Here is a 16,979-nt window from a genome sequence, read left to right as displayed (position 1 = left end):
GGCGCCACTGACGCCCAGCGCTCCGCAATTTCCACTCGCGTCGAGCCGCTGGCCCGCTGCCCGACAGACATCCCGGGCGCCCGCCGCGAGCACGTCCCTGCTCCGCCGTGCGTCCACGACCGACGCAAAGGTTTCTCTGACATGAGCGACAACCGGTTTCAGGCCAAGCGCGCCACCCGAACCGAGATCCCCCGGCCCAAGAAGGGCGAGGGTCAGTGGGCTCTCGGCTACACCGAGCCGCTGAACAAGAACGAGGAGTCGAAGAAGAACGACGACCCGCTCAACGTTCGCGACCGGATCCTCTACACCTACTCCAAGCGCGGGTTCGACTCGATCGACCCCGCCGACATGCGCGGCCGCTTCCGCTGGTTCGGTCTCTACACCCAGCGCAAGCCCGGGATCGACGGCGGCAAGACGGCCATCCTCGACGAGGAAGAACTCGACGACCGCTACTTCATGATGCGCGTGCGTTCCGACGGCAAGCTCCTCTCCCCCGCGGCGGTGCGCACCCTGGGTCAGATCGGCATCGACTTCGCGCGGGACACCGCGGACATCACCGACCGCCAGAACATCCAGTACCACTGGATCGACATCGAGAACGTCCCCGAGATCTGGTCGCGCCTGGAGGAGGTCGGACTGCACTCGACCGAGGCCTGCGGTGACTCGCCGCGTCCGTTCCTGGGCTCGCCGGTCGCCGGCGTCGCCGCGGACGAGATCATCGACGGCACCTCGGCGCTGCGCGAGATCGAGTCCCGCTACCTGGGCGACCCGGCCTTCTCGAACTTCCCGCGCAAGTTCAAGACCGCGCTGACCGGCCACCCCTCGCACGACGTGGCGCCGGAGATCAACGACATCGCCTTCGTCGGCACCGTCCACCCAGAGCACGGCCCCGGCTTCGACGTCTGGGTCGGCGGCGGTCTCTCCACCAACCCGCGCCTGGCCGAGAAGCTCGGCGTGTGGGTGCCGATCGACGAGGTCGCCGACGTGTGGGCCGGTGTCGCCGGCATCTTCCGCGACTACGGCTACCGCCGGCTCCGCTCGCGTGCCCGGCTGAAGTTCCTGGTCGCCGACTGGGGCAAGGAGAAGTTCCGCGAGGTGCTCGAGAACGAGTACCTCGAGCGTCAGCTCGTCTCCAACCCCTCCCCCGAGTCGCCGCTGGGTCACCGCGACCACGTGGGCATCCACGACCAGAAGGACGGCAAGAAATACGTCGGCCTGGCCCCGATCGCCGGCCGCATCTCCGGCACCCACCTGGTCGAGCTCGCCGGCGTCATGGAGAGGTTCGCCGTCGAGGGTGCTCGGCTCACTCCGTACCAGAAGATCGTGCTCATCGGGGTCTCGCCTGAGGTCGTCGAGGAGCTGGTCACCGAGCTGGACGCCATCGGCTTCTCGGCGCGGCCCTCGAACTGGCGTCAGAACACGATGGCCTGCACCGGGATCGAGTTCTGCAAGCTCGCGATCGTCGACACCAAGGACCGGGCGCGCGACCTGATCGCCTCGCTCGAGTCGCGGTTCCCCGAGCTGGACGCTTCGATCACCGTCAACGTCAACGGCTGCCCCAACGCCTGCGCTCGTACGCAGGTGGGCGACATCGGGCTGAAGGGTCAGCTGGTCCTCGACGACGACGGCAACCAGGTCGAGGGCTTCCAGGTGCATCTGGGCGGCGCGACCGGGCTGACCGCCAACTTCGGTCGCAAGCTGCGGGCGCACAAGGTGACCTCGGCCGGGCTCGACGACTACATCTCCGCGCTGGTGGTCAACTACCTCGCCGACCGCGAGGAGGGCGAGACCTTCTCGGCCTGGACCGCGCGAGCCGACGAGGTCCTGCTGCGCGGCGAGAAGAGCTTGGACGAGGTGCCCGCATGAGTGAGCGCGCCGGCACCCCGTACCACTGCCCGTTCTGCGGCGAGACCGACCTGTGGCCGCACGAGGCGGCACACGGATCCTGGGAGTGCCGTGCCTGCCTGCGGGCCTTCCAGCTGAAGTCGCTGGGCCAGATCTCTCGGCCACAGATCTCTCGAGTCACGAAGGAGGCACAGGCATGAGTGTCAGCACTGCAGCCGCGCGGGCCAACCGCGCGGTCGACACCGAGGGCCGTACGCCCGAGGAGCTGCGCGAGATCGTCTCCCACTGGGGAGCCGAGCTCGAGCTCGCCCCCGCCGAGACGATCATCGAGTGGGCCGCCGCCACCTTCGGCGAGCGGTTCGCGATCACGTCCTCGATGGGTGACGCCGTCCTGGCTCATCTTGCCTCGAAGGTCGTGCCCGGGATCGACGTGGTCTTCCTCGACACCGGCTACCACTTCATCGAGACGATCGGCACCCGCGACGCCGTCGAGGCGACGATGCCGGTCAACCTCCTCACGATCACGCCCGTGCAGAGCGTGGCCGAGCAGGACGCCGAATACGGCAAGGACCTCTACCGGACCGACCCCGACCTGTGCTGCGCGCTGCGCAAGGTCAAGCCGCTGGCCGACTCGCTCGCCTCCTACGACGCCTGGGCCACCGGCCTGCGGCGTGCGGAGACGAAGAACCGAGTCATCGCCCCGGTCATCGGCTGGGACGCCAAGCGCCAGAAGGTCAAGGTCTCGCCGATGGCGCGATGGTCCGACGAGCAGGTCGAGCGATATATCGAGGACAACGGAGTGCTCGTGAACCCGCTCGTCTATGACGGGTATCCCTCGATCGGCTGCGCGCCGTGCACCCGCCGGGTAGCCCCCGGCGAGGACCCGCGCAGCGGGCGATGGGCCGGCACCGGCAAGACCGAGTGCGGCATCCACGCCTGACCCTCTCAACCCACAGACTTTTCACCGCAACACCGAAGGATGAAGACAATGGCAGCTCCCGCTCTGGTAGCCCTGGCTCACGGCAGCCGCGATCCGCAGTCGGCCGCGACGATCAACGCCCTGATCGCCGAGGTACGCGCCCTGCGGCCCGACCTCCGTATCGAAGCCGCCTTCCTCGACCACTCCCGGCCGCGTTTCCAGGCCGTCGTCGACAAGCTGGTCAAGGCCGGCCACGACGAGATCGTCGTCGTGCCCCTGCTCCTGACCGAGGCGTTCCACGCCCGCGTCGACGTACCCTCGGTCATCGCCGAGGCCACCGCCCGCCACTCCGGCCTGCGCATCCACACCAGCGAGATCCTCGGCCTCGAGAGCGTCTTCCTCCAGGTGCTCGACGAGCGCCTGCGGGCGTCGTTGAAGGCCGCGCGGGTGCGCGAGCTCGACGCGCTCGTCCTGGCCGCCGCCGGCTCCTCGGATTCGCTGGCCAACCAGTCGGTCGCCCGCCTGGCCCGGATCTGGGGTGCCCACCACAAGCTGCCGGTCGTGGCTGCGTACGCCTCGGCTGCTCCCCCGGCAACCGGCGAGGCCGTCCGCGCCTTCCGCGCCGAGGGCCGCCGCCACATCGCCGTCGGCATGCTCTTCCTGGCCCCCGGTCAGCTCCCCGACCGCGCCAAGGAGCTCGCCCTCGAGGCCGGCGCCGTCGCGGTCAGCGACCCGATGGGCGCCCACCCCGAGGTCGCCCGGACCATCCTGGCCCGTTACGCCGTCGGTGCCGTGGAGCTCGTCCCGGTCTGATCTGACCCGCCCGGCGCCGAGTCGGCACATCCTGACAACATTCCCCGCCGAGTCGGCTCGTCATGACGAGCCGACTCGGCGAGGTTTTCAGGTGATCTGGTGAGCGAAGACACGGTCCAGCTCGGCGGCGGCGTCGGTCGTGACGCCGCCGTGGACGGGGCCGGGCTGGAGGACCGTGCTCTTCGGGGCCTTGAGGAGGCCGAAGCGGGCGGACTCGTTGTCGGAGAGCGACCGGAGGCCGTACGCCGTGGCCCGGACGCCCGCACCGAAGCCGGCGTGGGCGGCGCCGGCGCAGATCAGGTCCACCGACTCCAAGGCGGCCCGGACGAGGGAGAGGTCGAGGCCCGGGGCGAAGGCGGCGAGGCGCTGCTCATCGAGCGCCCACCGGGCGGCGAGGAACTTCTGCTCGGGGCAGTGCAGGACGACGCCGACGTTGAGGAACTCCTCGCGCTCGGGCCGGGGTACGCAGCGGAGCACGACGTACTGGTAGGCGTCCATCACGCCTCCTGGGCGGGTTCGGCCGCGGGCAGCCACGGGCGCTCGCCGTCGAGGCGCGCCCGCAGGAACGCGACGTAGCGCTCGCGCAGCGACTCCGGGGTGTCGTAGCCGGGGACGGGCTCGAGCCACTCGTCGGGTACGTCGGCGAGCACCTTCTCCAGCACCGCGTCGTCGAGCCGCGCGGCGAGGTCGTCGTTCTGGGCGATCGCCTCGTCCGCGTAGGCCCGCAGGATGTGCTCGGAGGTGTCGTAGGGCTGCGCCGCGTAGCGGGCCGGGTCGCCGCCTCCGCCGGGCCAGACGTGGTGGAAGTAGAGCGAGGCGCCGTGGTCGATGACGTAGAGCGCGCCGTTCCACAGCAGCATGTTGGGGTTGCGCCAGGAGCGGTCGACGTTGGCGATGAGCGCGTCCAGCCACAGGATCCGCCCGGCCAGCGACGGGTCGGGCGAGTAGGCGGCGTCGTAGCCGAAGGCTCCGGCCAGGAAGTCGATGCCGAGGTTGTGCCCGGCGCTCACGTTGAGAAGGTCCTGGACCTCCTCGTCGGCCTCGTAGCGCGCTATCTCGGGGTCGAGATCGAGCACGACCTGCTCCGGCGTCGGGATGTCGAGCGCCCGGCACAGACCAGTGACGATCACCTCCGCCACCAGCACCCGCAGCCCCTGGCCTGCGCCACGGAACTTGCAGACATAGGTGCCGAGATCATCGGCCTCCACGATCCCGGGCAGGCTGCCGCCCTCCCGGAGCGGGGTGACATACCGCGTCACCCGCACCGTCTCAAGACTCACGAGATGGTGTCCTCTTCCAGTCGCTTCTTCTCCTCGGCGACGTCGAAGCGGGGCACGGGCCAGTCGAGGTCGAGCCTGTCCAGGGTCTCCAGGAGCAGCTCGCCGATGGCCAGGTTGCGATACCACTTCTTGTCGCTCGGCACGAGGTACCACGGAGCGTACTCGGTGTTGGTGCGCTCCAGCGCAATCTCGTACGCCTCCCGGTAGCTGTCCCACAGCTGGCGCTCGTCGATATCGCCGGGGCTGTACTTCCAGTGCTTCGTCGGGTCCTCGAGGCGGGCCAGGAGCCGCTTCTTCTGCTCCTTGGGCGAGATGTGAAGCATGCACTTGAGGATGACGGTGCCGTCGTCGGCCAGCCGCCTCTCGAAGTCGTTGATCGCGTCGTAGCGCCGCTCGATCTCCGCAGGCGCGGCGAGCTCGCGGACCCGACCGATCAGCACGTCCTCGTAGTGAGAGCGATCGAAGACGCCGAGATAGCCGTGCTCCGGCACCGCCTTCTCGACCCGCCACAGGAAATCCTGGGACCGCTCCTCCTCGGTCGGCGCCTTGAAGCTGGTGATCTTCACGCCCACCGGGTCGACCAGCCCGACGGTGTGCTTGAGCACGCCACCCTTCCCGGAAGTGTCCATCCCTTGCAGGACGAGCAACACTCGCTTGGGGTCGTTGCCCTCCTTGGAGGCGAACAGCTTGGTCTGCAGCTCGATCAGGGTCGGGCCGAGCTCGGCGAGCACCTGCTTGCCGGTCTCCTTGTCGGCGCCGACGCCAAGCGCGGAGTTGGTGTCGTACGTCCGCAGGTCCACCGGGCCCGCAGGCAGCCGCAGCTCGTCAAGGAGACTCATAGGACGACGATAGTGCCGAGTCGGCTCGTCATGACGCGCCGACTCGGCGCCGAATTCTGTCAGTTCGAGCCGACTCGACGCGGATCGGCGTCAGTTCGCGCCGACTCGGCGGGTCAGGTGACGACGCGCCGCAGATCGAGCGAGCAGCCGACCATCGTGGTGGTCGAGCCGTCGGGCTGGGGCTCGTCGAACCAGGTGCCCTGCTCGAAGCCGACCTTGGCGAGCATCCGCAGCGAGGCGGCGTTGCGGTGGTCGGGGGCGGCGAAGCAGGTGGTGGCGCCGGGGTAGCGGCGGGGGATGGAGCCGAGCCACACCCAGGCCATCCGCGGCCCGATCCCCCGACCCACGAAGGCCGGCTCCCCGATCGCGTAGTCGAACCCGATCGCGTCCGGGTCGGGGGTGAGCAACGCATAGTCGGGCTGCGCGCTGATCCGGTAGTCCTGGCAGAAGCCGATCGAGCGTCCGTTGACCTCGATGACCCGATGCGTCACCGCGCTCTTGCCGTCGATGCGGGGGCCGTACTTCTCGGCCACCCGGTCGGGCGTGGGGTCCCCGTCGCCTCCGTACCACTGGTGCACGTGCTCCGCGTTGAGCCACCGGACCAGGTGCGGCAGGTCGCCGCGAGTCATCGGCCGTAGCGCCACCACCGGCGTCGGGTCGGAGGAGAACTCCTTCACCTCACCGGAGAGATCCAGAGCGTACGCAGGCCGCCCGGCGATCCTCGTCGCCGCCGCTGCCCAGCTCTCCCCCGGGCGCGTGACCCCGCCGAGACGCTGGGTCCCGGTGTGGACTGCGACCGGCGTGAACATGGACCCAGGTTAACCGGGTGGGATCAGTGAGCCAGGCCGCCGCGGCGGTCGACGAGCGGCGGCAGGGAGGACCAGGGGAAGTCGATCCAGCGGTCCGTCTTCTTGTAGACGTAGTCGGCGTTGATCACGGTCCACGGCTTCTCGAAGATCACCGCCGTGCGGGCCTCGGCCACGTGGCCCTCGCAGAAGTCGTGGACGATCTCCAGAGTCTTGCCGGTGTCCGCGACGTCGTCGGCGATGAGCACCTTCATCCCGGTCAGGTCGACGGCGGCGGGCGTCGGCGGCAGCATCATCGGGACCTCGAGACGCTCGTTGACGCCTGTGTAGAACTCCACGTTGACCGCGGACAAGTTCTTCACGTCGAGCGCGTAGCCCAGGCCCATCCCGAGGGCCAGGCCACCACGTGCGATGGAGAGCACGATGTCGGGCTCGTATCCGCTGTCCACCACCTGCTGGGCGACGTCGCGTACGGCACTGCCGAACAGCTCATAGGTCAGGATCTCGCGCTCTTGCTGCTCACTCACAGATCGGATTCTGACACGACACCACCGGCGTCATGTTCATCGGCAAGCGAGAGCTCCTCGCGGACGATGGCGTAGGCCACACCGGCGCCATATCCCTTGCGGGCGAGCATCCCCACCAGCCGCCGGGTCTTCGTCTGGTCGTCGAAGCGCTCCAGCGACCGCAGCTTGCGCCGGACCATCCGCCGGCCCGCCTCGCGCTCGTCGTCAGGGTCGATCTCATCGAGCGCGTCGCGGGCCACGTCGTCATCGATGCCCTTACGACGCAGCTCCTGGGCCAGGGCACGCCGGGCAAGGCCCTTGCCAGGCTGCCTGCTGGCGATCCAGGCCCTGGCGAAGGCCTCGTCGTCGATCAGGCCGACCTCTTCGAAGCGGTCCAGCAGCCGTGTCGCCAGGGCTGCGGGGACCTCCTTCTTCTCCAGCTTGTCAGCGAGCTCCTTACGGCTGCGCGCCTGGCCGGTCAGAGCGTCGAGGAGGATCTTGCGGGCGATCGCCTCGTGGTCGGGCTCGGGGTCGTTCTTGGGGTCCGCGGGATCCGCCGGGCGAGGCTGCCTCCGACGGGAACGTGTTGGTTTCCCTGCGCCAAACTGTGAGGGGTCGCTGCTCCTTCGTCGCGACGACGGCTCAACCGACGGGAGCGACGGCTCGACCGACGGGGAGGACGGAGTCTTGCCGGCCCAGGCCTCGACGCCGAGGGTCACATCCCCCAGCCATTCGGGCGCAGGCCGTTCGTCCACCCAGGGATCCTGGGTGGACGAACGGTTGCGCTCAGACGAAGCCACGGGTCAGTCGGTGCCTGTGGACCTAGAAGTCCTCGACACCGGCGGGCTCGGCCGCGGGCGTCTCACCGTCGGCCGGAGCGTCGACCGTCGGCACGACGCCGAGCTTCTCCAGGATCCGCTTCTCCAGCTCGTTGGCCAGGTCGGGGTTGTCCTTGAGGAAGTTGCGGGAGTTCTCCTTGCCCTGGCCGAGCTGGTCACCCTCGTAGGTGTACCAAGCGCCGGCCTTGCGGACCAGGCCCGCCTCGACACCGACGTCGATCAGGCCGCCCTCGCGGGAGATGCCCTTCCCGTACATGATGTCGAACTCCGCCTGCTTGAACGGCGGGGCCACCTTGTTCTTCACGACCTTGACGCGGGTGCGGTTGCCGACCATGTCGGTGCCGTCCTTGAGCGTCTCGATCCGGCGCACGTCGAGCCGCACCGAGGAGTAGAACTTCAGCGCGCGACCACCGGTCGTGGTCTCGGGCGAACCGAACATCACGCCGATCTTCTCGCGCAGCTGGTTGATGAAGATCGCGGTCGTGCCGGAGTTGTTGAGCGCACCGGTCATCTTTCGCAGCGCCTGGCTCATCAGTCGAGCCTGCAGGCCGACGTGGCTGTCGCCCATCTCGCCCTCGATCTCGGCCCGCGGCACCAGCGCCGCGACGGAGTCGATGACGATCAGGTCGAGCGCGCCCGAGCGGATCAGCATGTCGGCGATCTCCAGCGCCTGCTCACCCGAGTCGGGCTGGGAGACCAGCAGGGCGTCGGTGTCGACGCCGAGGTTCTTCGCGTATTCCGGGTCGAGCGCGTGCTCGGCGTCGATGAAGGCCACGATGCCGCCGGCGCGCTGCGCGCTGGCGACCGAGTGGAGCGCCACCGTCGTCTTACCCGAGGACTCCGGGCCGTAGATCTCCACGACCCGCCCGCGGGGCAGACCACCCAGACCCAGCGCGACGTCGAGCGCGATCGAGCCGGTCGGGATCACCTCCAGCGGAGCCCGGGTCTCATCGCCCAGCCGCATGACCGAGCCCTTGCCGAACTGCCTCTCGATGTTGGCGAGTGCGGCGTCCAATGCCTTCTCGCGATCACCTGCCGCCATGTTCTTTCCTTCCTGAGGGGCAGACTTCTTCCCCTTGCCTGCCGCTTGTCCACGTGTCTTCGTCGTCATCAAGGCAGACGCTAGACGGGACCACCGACAGTTTTGAACGGGACCCTCTGGCACGGTGTTTCACGACCCTGTTTTTGCCTGGCCGATAGCACGAACCACGCTCCACCTATCACGACACACTAACCCGAACAAGCGTTCGATGTGAACACCTGTTCGGGCGTGTCGAGGTCGTCGAAACCTCAGTGGCCCTGCATCTCGACCTGGCCGGCCGGGGCCGGACCGTCCCCGATCTCGTCGGCGATGGCGACCGACAGGCCGCCGAGCATGAAGGCGACGATCACCGCTGCCAGGGCCCCGCTCGAGAACGAGGGCAGGTAGCGCCGGAAGCCCTCACGGACCGGCTCCGCGCCGTGATATTGGTGCGTCAGCGCATGACCCTTGCCCCGCTGGAGCAGGTAGCGATTCACAGGGAAGGCCGCCACGAAGGCGACCGAGAGGGCGATCATCATCGCGATCCAGAACACGACGTTGACCAGTCCGGCCTCCATGGCACCGGGGATGAGCGCCATGACCAGGTTGTCGACCAGCTCCATCGTCGCGATCGAGAGGGTGTCGGCAGCGAGCACCACGCTGAACGCCGCACCGACGGCCAGGCCCGACTTGAGCAGCGGCAGGGTCGAGAGGGCGTACCCGAAGGCGAAGGCCAGCGAGACGGCCAGCACGATCGTCCAGCCCGTGCTGAGCCCGATCGCGGTGCCGATCATCAGCCCGGCGATCTCGCCGATCGCACAGCCGGTGAGGCAGTGCAGCGTGGCGCTCGCCGCCATCGCGTTCACCCCGCCGCCGTGTCCGGCATGTCCCGCGTGCCCTGCGTGGTCGCCATGTCCTTCCTGCATCGAGTGCTGATGCCCGGCGTGGTCGTGCCTGGCGTGCTCGTCATGCGACGTCATGTCGCTCCCTTGCTCGATCGTCGTGTTCCTACACCTCCATTCATACCCCATGGGGGTATGGATCGCAAGGACCGTCCCGCCCATGAGCCCGCTTTGCCCGAGAACGATCGACTCCCTAGGGTGTGCCGTGTGTGGAGGACAGCACGACGGCAGCGGACGACCGGGACGGTCGTACGCGTCGGGCTGCTGGCCGCGGCTGTGGTCACCATTGCCGGCCTGCTGGCCATGCATGCGTTGAGCCTCCACGGCACCCGCGCCGACGGCGAGCACGCGTCGCTGAGCCTGCCGGCCGTCCATGCGGAGCACACCCACGCCCTCGACCACGCCGACCGGGCCGACCGAGCCGGCCACGCCGGCCCCGGGACGCCCAGCCACCTCGGAGGCCCGGGAGGCGAGGGACACTCTGCGATGATGCTGTGCGCTGCGTTCCTGCTCGCCGCGGGCGTGCTGCTCCTGAGCGGGTTGTGGCGGCGTACCCCGGTCTGGTGGTTCGCCCGAGGCCGCAGCTGGTCCCGGACAGCCGGATCCACGCCGCTCGTCGCCTACTCCGCGACCGGCCCGCCCTCCGTGTGGGCCTACTCCGTCATCAGGTGCTGAGCAGGGCCTGACGCAGCCGCGACCCGGGCCACACCCGGTTCGCCGCTGGGTCAGCGATGCCCGGAGAACAGCACCTGACAAGGAGAATCACACGATGCGTACGCAACGCTCACTCGCCCGCACGACCTGGGCCGCGGCCGGCCTGGCCGTGCTGCTGACGCTGTCCGCCTGCGGCGGCAGCGACGAGGCCACCCAGCCGCAGAAGCTCTCGGAGACCGAGCACAACAAGGCGGACGTCGCCTTCGCGACCGACATGATCCAGCACCACGCCCAGGCGATGTCGATGGTCGATCTGACCATGGACCGCAACCTCGAGCCCGAGGTCCAGGAGCTCGCGGACGCGATCCGGGCGGCCCAGAGTCCCGAGATCGAGACCATGTCGGGCTGGCTCCAGGAGTGGGGCGAGGAGGTGCCCTCGACCATGCGCGACCACGTCAACGGCGGCCACGAGGGCCACAGCGACGAGGACAGCAGCGTCTCCGACTCGATGGAGGACATGGACCACGACATGCCCGGCATGATGTCTGCAGAGGACATGGACGCCCTCGAGAACGCCTCCGATGCCGAGTTCCGGGACATGTGGCTGGAGATGATGATCGAGCACCACGAGGGTGCGATCGAGATGTCCGAGACCGAGCAGGACAAGGGCGAGTTCAAGCCGGCCGTCGACCTGGCCGGGACGATCATCGAGTCCCAGTCGAAGGAGATCGACACGATGGAGACGCTCCTCGGCTGAGATCGCCGACGGGGCAGGGTCGCGGCCCCGCCCCGTCGCAGGCCTTGTCAGGCCGACCGACGGCCCACGTACGCAGCTCCGAACAGCACCACGACGAGCACGATCGCGCAGAGCGCGAGCGCCGGATACCCGGCCACGTCGACGACGACCCCCGACAGCGCTCCCGCGGCGGCAGCGGCCACACCCATGATCAGGTCGGCGGTGCCCTGGACGTCGGCGCGCACCTCGATCGGAGTGTGGTCCGCGACCGAGGTGGCCGCCGCGATCGTCGCCAGCGACCAGCCGAGGCCGAGCAGGAAGAGCCCGACGAAGATCCGCCCCGAGCTGCCCTGCGGTGCCGCGGCGCACAGGACCAGGGCCATCAGCAGCACCCCACCGCCGAGTGCCATCACGTCCGCTCGGCCGACGCGGTCGGCGAGCCAGCCGGCGATCGGTGCGAAGGCGAACATGCCCAGGACGTGGCCGCTGATCACCAGTCCGATGACCTCGAGCCCGGCGCCGCCGTGCTCCATGTGGAGCGGGGTCATCACCATCACCGCGACCATCGTGGCGTGCGCCGCGGCCTGTCCGACCACTGCCGCGGCGAGTGCGGGACGCGCCCGGATCACCGTGATCGCCCGGCGCCAGCTCGTGGTCTCGACAGGCTCGACCGCCGAGGGGCTCGCGGGCGGAGCACCCTCGCGTGCGACCAGCAGCGGGTCCGGCCGCAGGAAGACCCCGACCACCAGCGCTGCCGCCAGCATCGCGACCGCGCCGAGGGCGAACGGTCCGGTGAGCACCGGGATCCCGACGGCATCGGTGAAGAGCTCCGCGACCCCGGTCAGGTTGGGCCCGATGACCGCTCCGAACGTGGTCGCCCAGACCACGACCGACAGCGCTCGCGCGCGACTCGACGCCGGAGCCAGGTCGGTGGCCGCATAGCGGGCGCCGTTGTTCGCCGCGGTGGTCGCGCCCAGCAGCACCGCACCGACCAGCAGCAGCGTCATCGAGCCGACCACGCCCGCGACCACGGCCAGCAGGCCGCCGGCCGCGCCGAGCAGGTAGCCCGCCAGCAGCCCGTACCGCCGTCCGCGGGCGTCCATGACCCGCCCCAGGACGTACGCAGCCACGGCGGCACCCAGCACCTGGGTCGTCTGCGAGAGCCCCGCCATCGACTCCGAGCCGGACAGGTCACGCGCGAGCAGCGAGGCCGTCGCGATGCCGATCGTGATCCCCATCGCCCCGACCGCCTGGGTGGCGACCAGGGTGAGGATGGTGCGCTTCTGGACCGCGGCCACCGAGCCCGGTGCGACCAGCGTCACCGCTCACGCGCCGGCAGCTCCAGGGCCTTCCAGACCGCGGCCCAGACCTCCTTGGGAGGGACGCCGTCGTCGAGCGCCTCCTGGGCGGTGCGCCCGCCCAGGTCGCCCATGACGAACTGGCGTGCCCACGCTCGCGCGTAGCCCGCGCCGAGCGCCTCGTCCATCCGGGACCAGAACTCCGTGTGTCTCATCGCCCCGAATGCTACTCAGGGGCGCCGACGGGCGAGGACGTCGAGCCAGACGTCACCGAGGCGCCCGTCGGCGTGCCCGACCTCGAGCACCTCCCACCCGGCCTCGTCGAGCGCCGCCCGCAGCTCGGGCTCGCGCCAGTAGACGAAGAGCCGGGGCGCCTCGACGTGGCCGCGGTTGGTCCACTCCTCGCCGTCGCCCTCCTTCATCGACACATGGAGTGCGCCGCCGGGACGGGTCACCTCGGCGAGCCGGCCGAGCACCGTCCCGAAATCGTCGCGGGCCACGTGCAGCAGCGTCGCCGAGGCCCAGACCGCGGCATAGGGGACGTCGGGGTGGACCGGGTCGCGCAGGTCGTCGGTGAGCGGGTCGAGGCAGGCCGCGGCGTACCCCTGCTGTCGCAGGTGCGCCACGAACCCCTCGCTGATGTCCGTACGCCGCACCCGCACTCCCCCGGCTTCGAGGGCCTTCGCATCGTGCCCCGGCCCGGTGCCGATCTCGAGGACGTGGTCCCCGGGCTCGAGGCCGGCCAGGAACCGGTCCAGCACCGAGCGGGTCTCCTCGGCGAACGAGGTGCCCTGGACGTACGTCGCGACGCTCGCGTCATAGGCCGCGATCGTCGCCCGCTTGGCGGCGGAGCGTACGTCCCACAGGTGGTGGACGACATCGTGGAGGTGGTAGCGGCCCAGCGACTCGACGCTGAACACGTCGCCGTTGGACCGGGTCCCACGACGGCCCCACGCGTCCGGCGGGACCTTCTCGTAGATCGTGGCGATCTCGTCGGCGGCGTCCATCAGCTCCTCGGCGACGACCGCCGGGTCCTGGGCCGCGTAGTCGCCCTCGCGGGCGGCCACGTCCTGGTCCCAGTTGGCGAAGCGCGGCTCGTCCTCGGTCAGCATCTGCTGCAGACGCTCGCCGAAGATACGGTGGACGTCGCGTACGTGCGCGCCGTACTCCAGCGCGGACCACACCCCCGGGTGGGGGCGGTCACGGGCGCTGTCGGCCGCGAGGTAGATCTCCCAGTAGGTCGCGTTGTCCCGAACGATCTCGGGGAGCTGGTCCGCGGTCACGGCCCCGGCGACGAAGCCGCACTCCGGGCAGGGCCGGTCGAGCACCCACGTCCAGTCCTTGGTGTCAGGCTTGATCGCGTCATAGGTCATGTCGTCAATCTTGACGGCACGCCAAGGCGCACACGAGAGAGATCCTGCCTTTGAGACGCCGGTTGCTGCCGCTCAGGTGAGCAGTAGGGAGTCCAGCCGGCGCCGCACGACCACGAGTCCGACCGCCCCGAAGGCAAGCAGATAGACCACCGAGATCAGCGAGCCCCACGACGGGACCCCGAGCGTCAGCTCACGACACAGCACCACCCCGCGGTAGAGGGGCGTGACCTCCACGACCCAGCGCAACCACTCCGGATAGGCAGTGATCGGGAAGAACGTCGCGCTGAACAGGAACATCGGCATCATCGCGAGGGTGACCTTCTCGAAGTCCTGCCAGGAGCTCATGTAGGTCGTCAGGGCCATGCCCACGGCGCCGAAGGCCGACCCGATCAGCAGCGCCGCCGGCACCACCAGGATCGCCCACCAGGAGTGGACCAGGTCCATCGCCACCATGATCAGCAGGAAGGCGGTCACGTAGATCCCGCTGCGCAGCTGGTTCCAGAGGATCTCACCGACCGCGATGTCGGCGGTGCGCAGCGGCGTGGCCAGCATCTGGTCGTAGAGCTTGTTGTATTTCAGCTTGAAGAAGAAGTTGAAGGTCGCGTCCAGCAACGACCCGTTCATCGCAGAGGCCGCGATCATCCCAGGAGCGACGAACTCGCGGTAGTCGACCGGCTTGCCGGCGTACTCGAAGCCGACCACCATCGCGCCCACGCCGATGCCGATCGAGAACAGGTAGAAGACCGGCTCCAGGAAGCCGGTGATGAACACCAACCAGGCACGGCGGTAGACCAGGATGTTGCGCCACAGCAGCATCCGGGCCGCCTCGCCGCCTCGCAGCGGACGGGCGACGGTTGCCCCCAGAGCAGCGTTGAAGAGCGCCATCTCAGGACACCAGCCTCTCGCCCAGCCGGCGCACCGCGAGCCACCAGCACACGCCCGCGAGCACGCCGAGGTAGCCGACGTGGATCGCGGCCAGGCCCCAGTCGATCTCACCGAGCGCGAGCATCCGGGTCAGGTTGACCCCCTGCCACAGCGGCGAGGCCATCGCGACCTTCTCCAGCACCGGACCGAGGTTGGCGACGGGGAAGAACGTGCCGGAGAACAGGGTCAGCGGGATCATCCCGAGCCGGAAGATCAGCGCGAAGGACTCCTCGCCCTTGATCGAGAGCGAGAACAGCAGCACAGGCGTCGCAAAGGCCAGGACGACAAGTCCCTGCACCAGCCACGCCAGCAGTAGGCCCCACCACGTCTCGAAGACCCCGAACGGGGCCAGGACCAGCAGGAAGACGCCGCAGGCGAACAGCGTACGCAGCATCAGGAAGCCCAGCTGGGCCAACACGATGTGGGAGGCGGTCAGCGGCGAGGCGATCATCGAGAAGTAGATCCGCTGCCACTTGACCATCCCGTAGACGGGATAGGTCATCTCGGAGAAGGCGATCGTCATCGCATGGGCCGCGACCATGCCCGGCGCGACGAACGCCAGGTAGGAGTCGGCGCCTTCCAGCGTGGTCGGGTCGGCCTCCACGAAGCCGCCCAGCAGCACACCCAGCGCCAGCACGTAGAAGAACGGCGTCACGAAGGTCGTGATCACCCCGCCCTTCCAGGTGCGCGCCAGAACGGTGAGCCAGTAGTCGCCCATCCGCAGCGCGCCGGAGACCAGCCCCGAGGGCGCCGTCGGCGGAGTGGCCGGTCCCGAACCGGCGTAATCGACCATCAGTCCACCAGCGTCCGGCCGGTGAGGTGCAGGAAGACGTCCTCCAGCGACGCGCGCCGCACCAAGGTGGCCACCGGAGCCAGGCCGCGGCTGTGGACGGCCTCGATGACCGCCTCGCCGTCGTCGCTGTAGAGCAGCAGCCGGTCGGGCAGCACCTCGATCCGCTCGGCGAGGTCATCGACCTTGGCGGCCAGCGCCTCGTGCTCGCCCACCCCGAAGCGCAGCTCGGCGACCTCGCGGGTCGAGTGCTCCTGGATCAGCCCCAACGGCGTCCCGTGGGCCACGATCCGGCCCTGGTCCATGACCACGAGCTCGTCGCACAGCTGCTCGGCCTCATCCATGTAGTGCGTGGTCAGCAGCAGGGTCACACCCGCCTGCTTGAGCCGGAACAGGCGGTCCCAGATGACGTGGCGGGCCTGTGGGTCCAGCCCCGTGGTCGGCTCGTCGAGGACCAGGATCTCGGGCCGGTTGATCAGGCTCCGGGCGATGGTCAGACGCCGCTTCATCCCGCCGGAGAGATCGTCGACCTTCGCCTTGGCCTTGTCGGTGAGCTGGACGAAGTCGAGCAGCTCCTCGATGCGGCCCTTCACCTCGGCTCTCGGCAGCCCGAAGTAGCGACCGTAGACGAACAGGTTGTCGTAGACGTTGAGCTCGACGTCGAGGGTGTCTTCCTGCGGACAGACCCCGAGGCGCGCCTTGATCTTCGGCCCGTCCTTGGCCGGATCCATCCCGAAGACCCGCAGCTCGCCCTCGCTCGGTGGCGAGACGCAGCAGATCATCCGCATCGTCGAGGACTTGCCGGCGCCGTTCGGCCCCAGGAAGCCGAAGGCCACACCGGGCCGTACGGTCACGTCGATGCCGCGCACCGCCTCGAAGTCGCCGAAGGACTTGCGCAGCCCGTGCGCCGAGATCATCAGGTCTTCACCCACGTCGGCAAAGACTAGATGGGGTCGCCGCCAGTTTCGACCGAGTTCGGGCTCGGTGCCTACTGGCCCTGCTGCTTCTGGCCCTGCTGCTTCTGGCGCCGGTTGTAGTCGCGCATCCGCTGCGGTACGCCGACGACCGCCGCGTCGTAGGACGGGACCTGGTGCTGGTTGGCGAACTTGTGCGCCCACTGCGCCGACGGCACGCGCCGCCGGGTCCACTCGCCATCGTGCGCGACCAGCAGGAGGGTCACCTCACTGACGACGGTGCGCGGCTCGACGAACCCCTCGACACCGCGTCGGGTCGTCACGAACTGCTCGAGGTGCTTCTGGTCGGTGGAGTCCGCGGCGCGCACCCGGGTTGAGCCGGTGTAGCTCTCACCTGTCGGACGGCTCATGCGGGTCTTGCGGCGTCGGAAGCGATCGAACAGGCTCACGCTCCAATTGTTGCATCCCTGTGGCCGCCGGGGCCGGATAAACCTGTTGGGCAGGGGCTGCGCGGTCGCCT

Annotated in this window: 21 protein-coding genes; 6 read left to right on the top strand and 15 right to left on the bottom strand. The window is 69.3% G+C overall.

Features of this window, described 5'->3' with window-relative positions:
* Positions 1-141: 141 nt before the first annotated feature.
* From IEY84_RS15755 to IEY84_RS15740, 4 genes are read left to right on the top strand one after another with little or no spacing between them, the layout of a single operon-like run.
* Positions 142-1,866: a nitrite/sulfite reductase gene (locus IEY84_RS15755; protein WP_183545566.1), complete on the top strand. Its 1,725-nt coding sequence runs from the start codon at positions 142-144 to the stop codon at positions 1,864-1,866.
* Positions 1,863-2,045, top strand: coding sequence for an eL43 family ribosomal protein (locus IEY84_RS15750; RefSeq protein ID WP_183545568.1), 183 nt, complete (start codon positions 1,863-1,865; stop codon positions 2,043-2,045). Before IEY84_RS15755 ends, IEY84_RS15750 begins: the two co-directional genes overlap by 4 nt.
* Positions 2,042-2,785, top strand: coding sequence for a phosphoadenylyl-sulfate reductase (locus IEY84_RS15745; RefSeq protein WP_141792939.1), 744 nt, complete (start codon positions 2,042-2,044; stop codon positions 2,783-2,785). The genes IEY84_RS15750 and IEY84_RS15745 overlap by 4 nt, the downstream gene beginning before the upstream one ends.
* 48 nt (positions 2,786-2,833) lie before the next feature.
* Positions 2,834-3,577, top strand: coding sequence for a sirohydrochlorin chelatase (locus tag IEY84_RS15740; protein WP_179658395.1), 744 nt, complete (start codon positions 2,834-2,836; stop codon positions 3,575-3,577).
* 87 nt (positions 3,578-3,664) lie between these two features.
* On the opposite strand, the gene IEY84_RS15735 is transcribed toward IEY84_RS15740, so the two are convergent.
* From IEY84_RS15735 to IEY84_RS15700, 8 genes are all read right to left on the bottom strand, one after another.
* On the bottom strand, positions 3,665-4,075 hold the full coding sequence (locus tag IEY84_RS15735) for a DUF3037 domain-containing protein (RefSeq protein WP_183545570.1): 411 nt from the start codon (positions 4,073-4,075) through the stop codon (positions 3,665-3,667).
* Positions 4,075-4,857 (bottom strand): HipA family kinase, encoded by a 783-nt coding sequence (locus tag IEY84_RS15730; protein WP_183545572.1) that lies wholly within the window; start codon positions 4,855-4,857, stop codon positions 4,075-4,077. The genes IEY84_RS15735 and IEY84_RS15730 overlap by 1 nt, the downstream gene beginning before the upstream one ends.
* Entirely contained in the window at positions 4,854-5,696 is an 843-nt protein-coding gene (locus IEY84_RS15725) for a PPK2 family polyphosphate kinase (RefSeq protein WP_183545574.1), read from the bottom strand. Before IEY84_RS15725 ends, IEY84_RS15730 begins: the two co-directional genes overlap by 4 nt.
* 113 nt (positions 5,697-5,809) lie before the next feature.
* Positions 5,810-6,505, bottom strand: a complete 696-nt coding sequence (locus IEY84_RS15720) for a GNAT family N-acetyltransferase (RefSeq protein WP_183545576.1) — start codon at positions 6,503-6,505, stop codon at positions 5,810-5,812.
* A 23-nt stretch (positions 6,506-6,528) separates the two neighbouring features.
* Positions 6,529-7,029 carry a phosphoribosyltransferase gene (locus IEY84_RS15715; RefSeq protein WP_183545578.1) on the bottom strand — a complete coding sequence of 167 codons (501 nt, stop codon included), beginning with the start codon at positions 7,027-7,029 and terminating at the stop codon, positions 6,529-6,531.
* Complete coding sequence (locus IEY84_RS15710; RefSeq protein ID WP_183545580.1) at positions 7,026-7,763, bottom strand: regulatory protein RecX; 738 nt, start codon at positions 7,761-7,763, stop codon at positions 7,026-7,028. Before IEY84_RS15710 ends, IEY84_RS15715 begins: the two co-directional genes overlap by 4 nt.
* 67 nt (positions 7,764-7,830) lie before the next feature.
* Positions 7,831-8,889 (bottom strand): recombinase RecA, encoded by a 1,059-nt coding sequence (gene recA / locus IEY84_RS15705; RefSeq protein ID WP_183545582.1) that lies wholly within the window; start codon positions 8,887-8,889, stop codon positions 7,831-7,833.
* A 248-nt stretch (positions 8,890-9,137) separates the two neighbouring features.
* Positions 9,138-9,848, bottom strand: coding sequence for a DUF4396 domain-containing protein (locus IEY84_RS15700; protein ID WP_229788731.1), 711 nt, complete (start codon positions 9,846-9,848; stop codon positions 9,138-9,140).
* A 129-nt stretch (positions 9,849-9,977) separates the two neighbouring features.
* Here IEY84_RS15700 and IEY84_RS15695 point away from each other — a divergent pair, with 129 nt between their 5' ends.
* Both IEY84_RS15695 and IEY84_RS15690 read left to right on the top strand, forming a co-directional pair.
* Positions 9,978-10,445: a DUF6153 family protein gene (locus tag IEY84_RS15695; protein ID WP_183545584.1), complete on the top strand. Its 468-nt coding sequence runs from the start codon at positions 9,978-9,980 to the stop codon at positions 10,443-10,445.
* A 94-nt stretch (positions 10,446-10,539) separates the two neighbouring features.
* The gene (locus IEY84_RS15690; protein ID WP_183545586.1) at positions 10,540-11,181 is read left to right on the top strand and encodes a DUF305 domain-containing protein; all 642 of its coding nucleotides are present in this window, start codon (positions 10,540-10,542) and stop codon (positions 11,179-11,181) included.
* A gap of 47 nt (positions 11,182-11,228) precedes the next feature.
* Here IEY84_RS15690 and IEY84_RS15685 read toward each other — a convergent pair whose 3' ends face one another.
* From IEY84_RS15685 to IEY84_RS15655, 7 genes are all read right to left on the bottom strand, one after another.
* Positions 11,229-12,482 carry an MFS transporter gene (locus IEY84_RS15685; RefSeq protein ID WP_183545588.1) on the bottom strand — a complete coding sequence of 418 codons (1,254 nt, stop codon included), beginning with the start codon at positions 12,480-12,482 and terminating at the stop codon, positions 11,229-11,231.
* Positions 12,479-12,673 carry a DUF3046 domain-containing protein gene (locus IEY84_RS15680; protein ID WP_160022500.1) on the bottom strand — a complete coding sequence of 65 codons (195 nt, stop codon included), beginning with the start codon at positions 12,671-12,673 and terminating at the stop codon, positions 12,479-12,481. The genes IEY84_RS15685 and IEY84_RS15680 overlap by 4 nt, the downstream gene beginning before the upstream one ends.
* A 15-nt stretch (positions 12,674-12,688) precedes the next feature.
* Positions 12,689-13,831, bottom strand: a complete 1,143-nt coding sequence (locus IEY84_RS15675) for a DinB family protein (protein WP_183545590.1) — start codon at positions 13,829-13,831, stop codon at positions 12,689-12,691.
* A gap of 72 nt (positions 13,832-13,903) precedes the next feature.
* Complete coding sequence (locus tag IEY84_RS15670) at positions 13,904-14,716, bottom strand: ABC transporter permease (protein ID WP_183545592.1); 813 nt, start codon at positions 14,714-14,716, stop codon at positions 13,904-13,906.
* 1 nt (position 14,717) lies between these two features.
* Positions 14,718-15,548 carry an ABC transporter permease gene (locus IEY84_RS15665; protein ID WP_183545594.1) on the bottom strand — a complete coding sequence of 277 codons (831 nt, stop codon included), beginning with the start codon at positions 15,546-15,548 and terminating at the stop codon, positions 14,718-14,720.
* Complete coding sequence (locus IEY84_RS15660) at positions 15,548-16,477, bottom strand: ABC transporter ATP-binding protein (RefSeq protein ID WP_229788730.1); 930 nt, start codon at positions 16,475-16,477, stop codon at positions 15,548-15,550. The genes IEY84_RS15665 and IEY84_RS15660 overlap by 1 nt, the downstream gene beginning before the upstream one ends.
* A 56-nt stretch (positions 16,478-16,533) precedes the next feature.
* A complete protein-coding gene (locus IEY84_RS15655) occupies positions 16,534-16,908 on the bottom strand; it encodes a hypothetical protein (RefSeq protein WP_229788728.1) in 375 nt (124 codons plus the stop codon).
* Positions 16,909-16,979 lie beyond the last annotated feature (71 nt).

This window comes from Nocardioides albus, from assembly GCF_014648255.1.
Classification (GTDB): domain Bacteria; phylum Actinomycetota; class Actinomycetes; order Propionibacteriales; family Nocardioidaceae; genus Nocardioides; species Nocardioides albus.
Note: the sequence above shows the minus strand (reverse complement) of the source record. Positions and strands in the feature narration are given on the sequence as shown.

Bases quoted from the DNA above. Each gene is read 5' to 3' on its own strand.
- IEY84_RS15755 (WP_183545566.1), top strand. From the start codon at position 142: ATGAGCGACAACCGGTTTCAGGCCAAGCGCGCCACCCGAACCGAGATC.
- recA (WP_183545582.1), bottom strand. From the start codon at position 8,889: ATGGCGGCAGGTGATCGCGAGAAGGCATTGGACGCCGCACTCGCCAAC.
- IEY84_RS15720 (WP_183545576.1), bottom strand. From the start codon at position 6,505: ATGTTCACGCCGGTCGCAGTCCACACCGGGACCCAGCGTCTCGGCGGG.
- IEY84_RS15690 (WP_183545586.1), top strand. From the start codon at position 10,540: ATGCGTACGCAACGCTCACTCGCCCGCACGACCTGGGCCGCGGCCGGC.
- IEY84_RS15725 (WP_183545574.1), bottom strand. From the start codon at position 5,696: ATGAGTCTCCTTGACGAGCTGCGGCTGCCTGCGGGCCCGGTGGACCTG.
- IEY84_RS15680 (WP_160022500.1), bottom strand. From the start codon at position 12,673: ATGAGACACACGGAGTTCTGGTCCCGGATGGACGAGGCGCTCGGCGCG.
- IEY84_RS15700 (WP_229788731.1), bottom strand. From the start codon at position 9,848: ATGACGTCGCATGACGAGCACGCCAGGCACGACCACGCCGGGCATCAG.
- IEY84_RS15675 (WP_183545590.1), bottom strand. From the start codon at position 13,831: ATGACCTATGACGCGATCAAGCCTGACACCAAGGACTGGACGTGGGTG.
- IEY84_RS15750 (WP_183545568.1), top strand. From the start codon at position 1,863: ATGAGTGAGCGCGCCGGCACCCCGTACCACTGCCCGTTCTGCGGCGAG.
- IEY84_RS15745 (WP_141792939.1), top strand. From the start codon at position 2,042: ATGAGTGTCAGCACTGCAGCCGCGCGGGCCAACCGCGCGGTCGACACC.
- IEY84_RS15670 (WP_183545592.1), bottom strand. From the start codon at position 14,716: ATGGCGCTCTTCAACGCTGCTCTGGGGGCAACCGTCGCCCGTCCGCTG.
- IEY84_RS15735 (WP_183545570.1), bottom strand. From the start codon at position 4,075: ATGGACGCCTACCAGTACGTCGTGCTCCGCTGCGTACCCCGGCCCGAG.
- IEY84_RS15740 (WP_179658395.1), top strand. From the start codon at position 2,834: ATGGCAGCTCCCGCTCTGGTAGCCCTGGCTCACGGCAGCCGCGATCCG.
- IEY84_RS15665 (WP_183545594.1), bottom strand. From the start codon at position 15,548: ATGGTCGATTACGCCGGTTCGGGACCGGCCACTCCGCCGACGGCGCCC.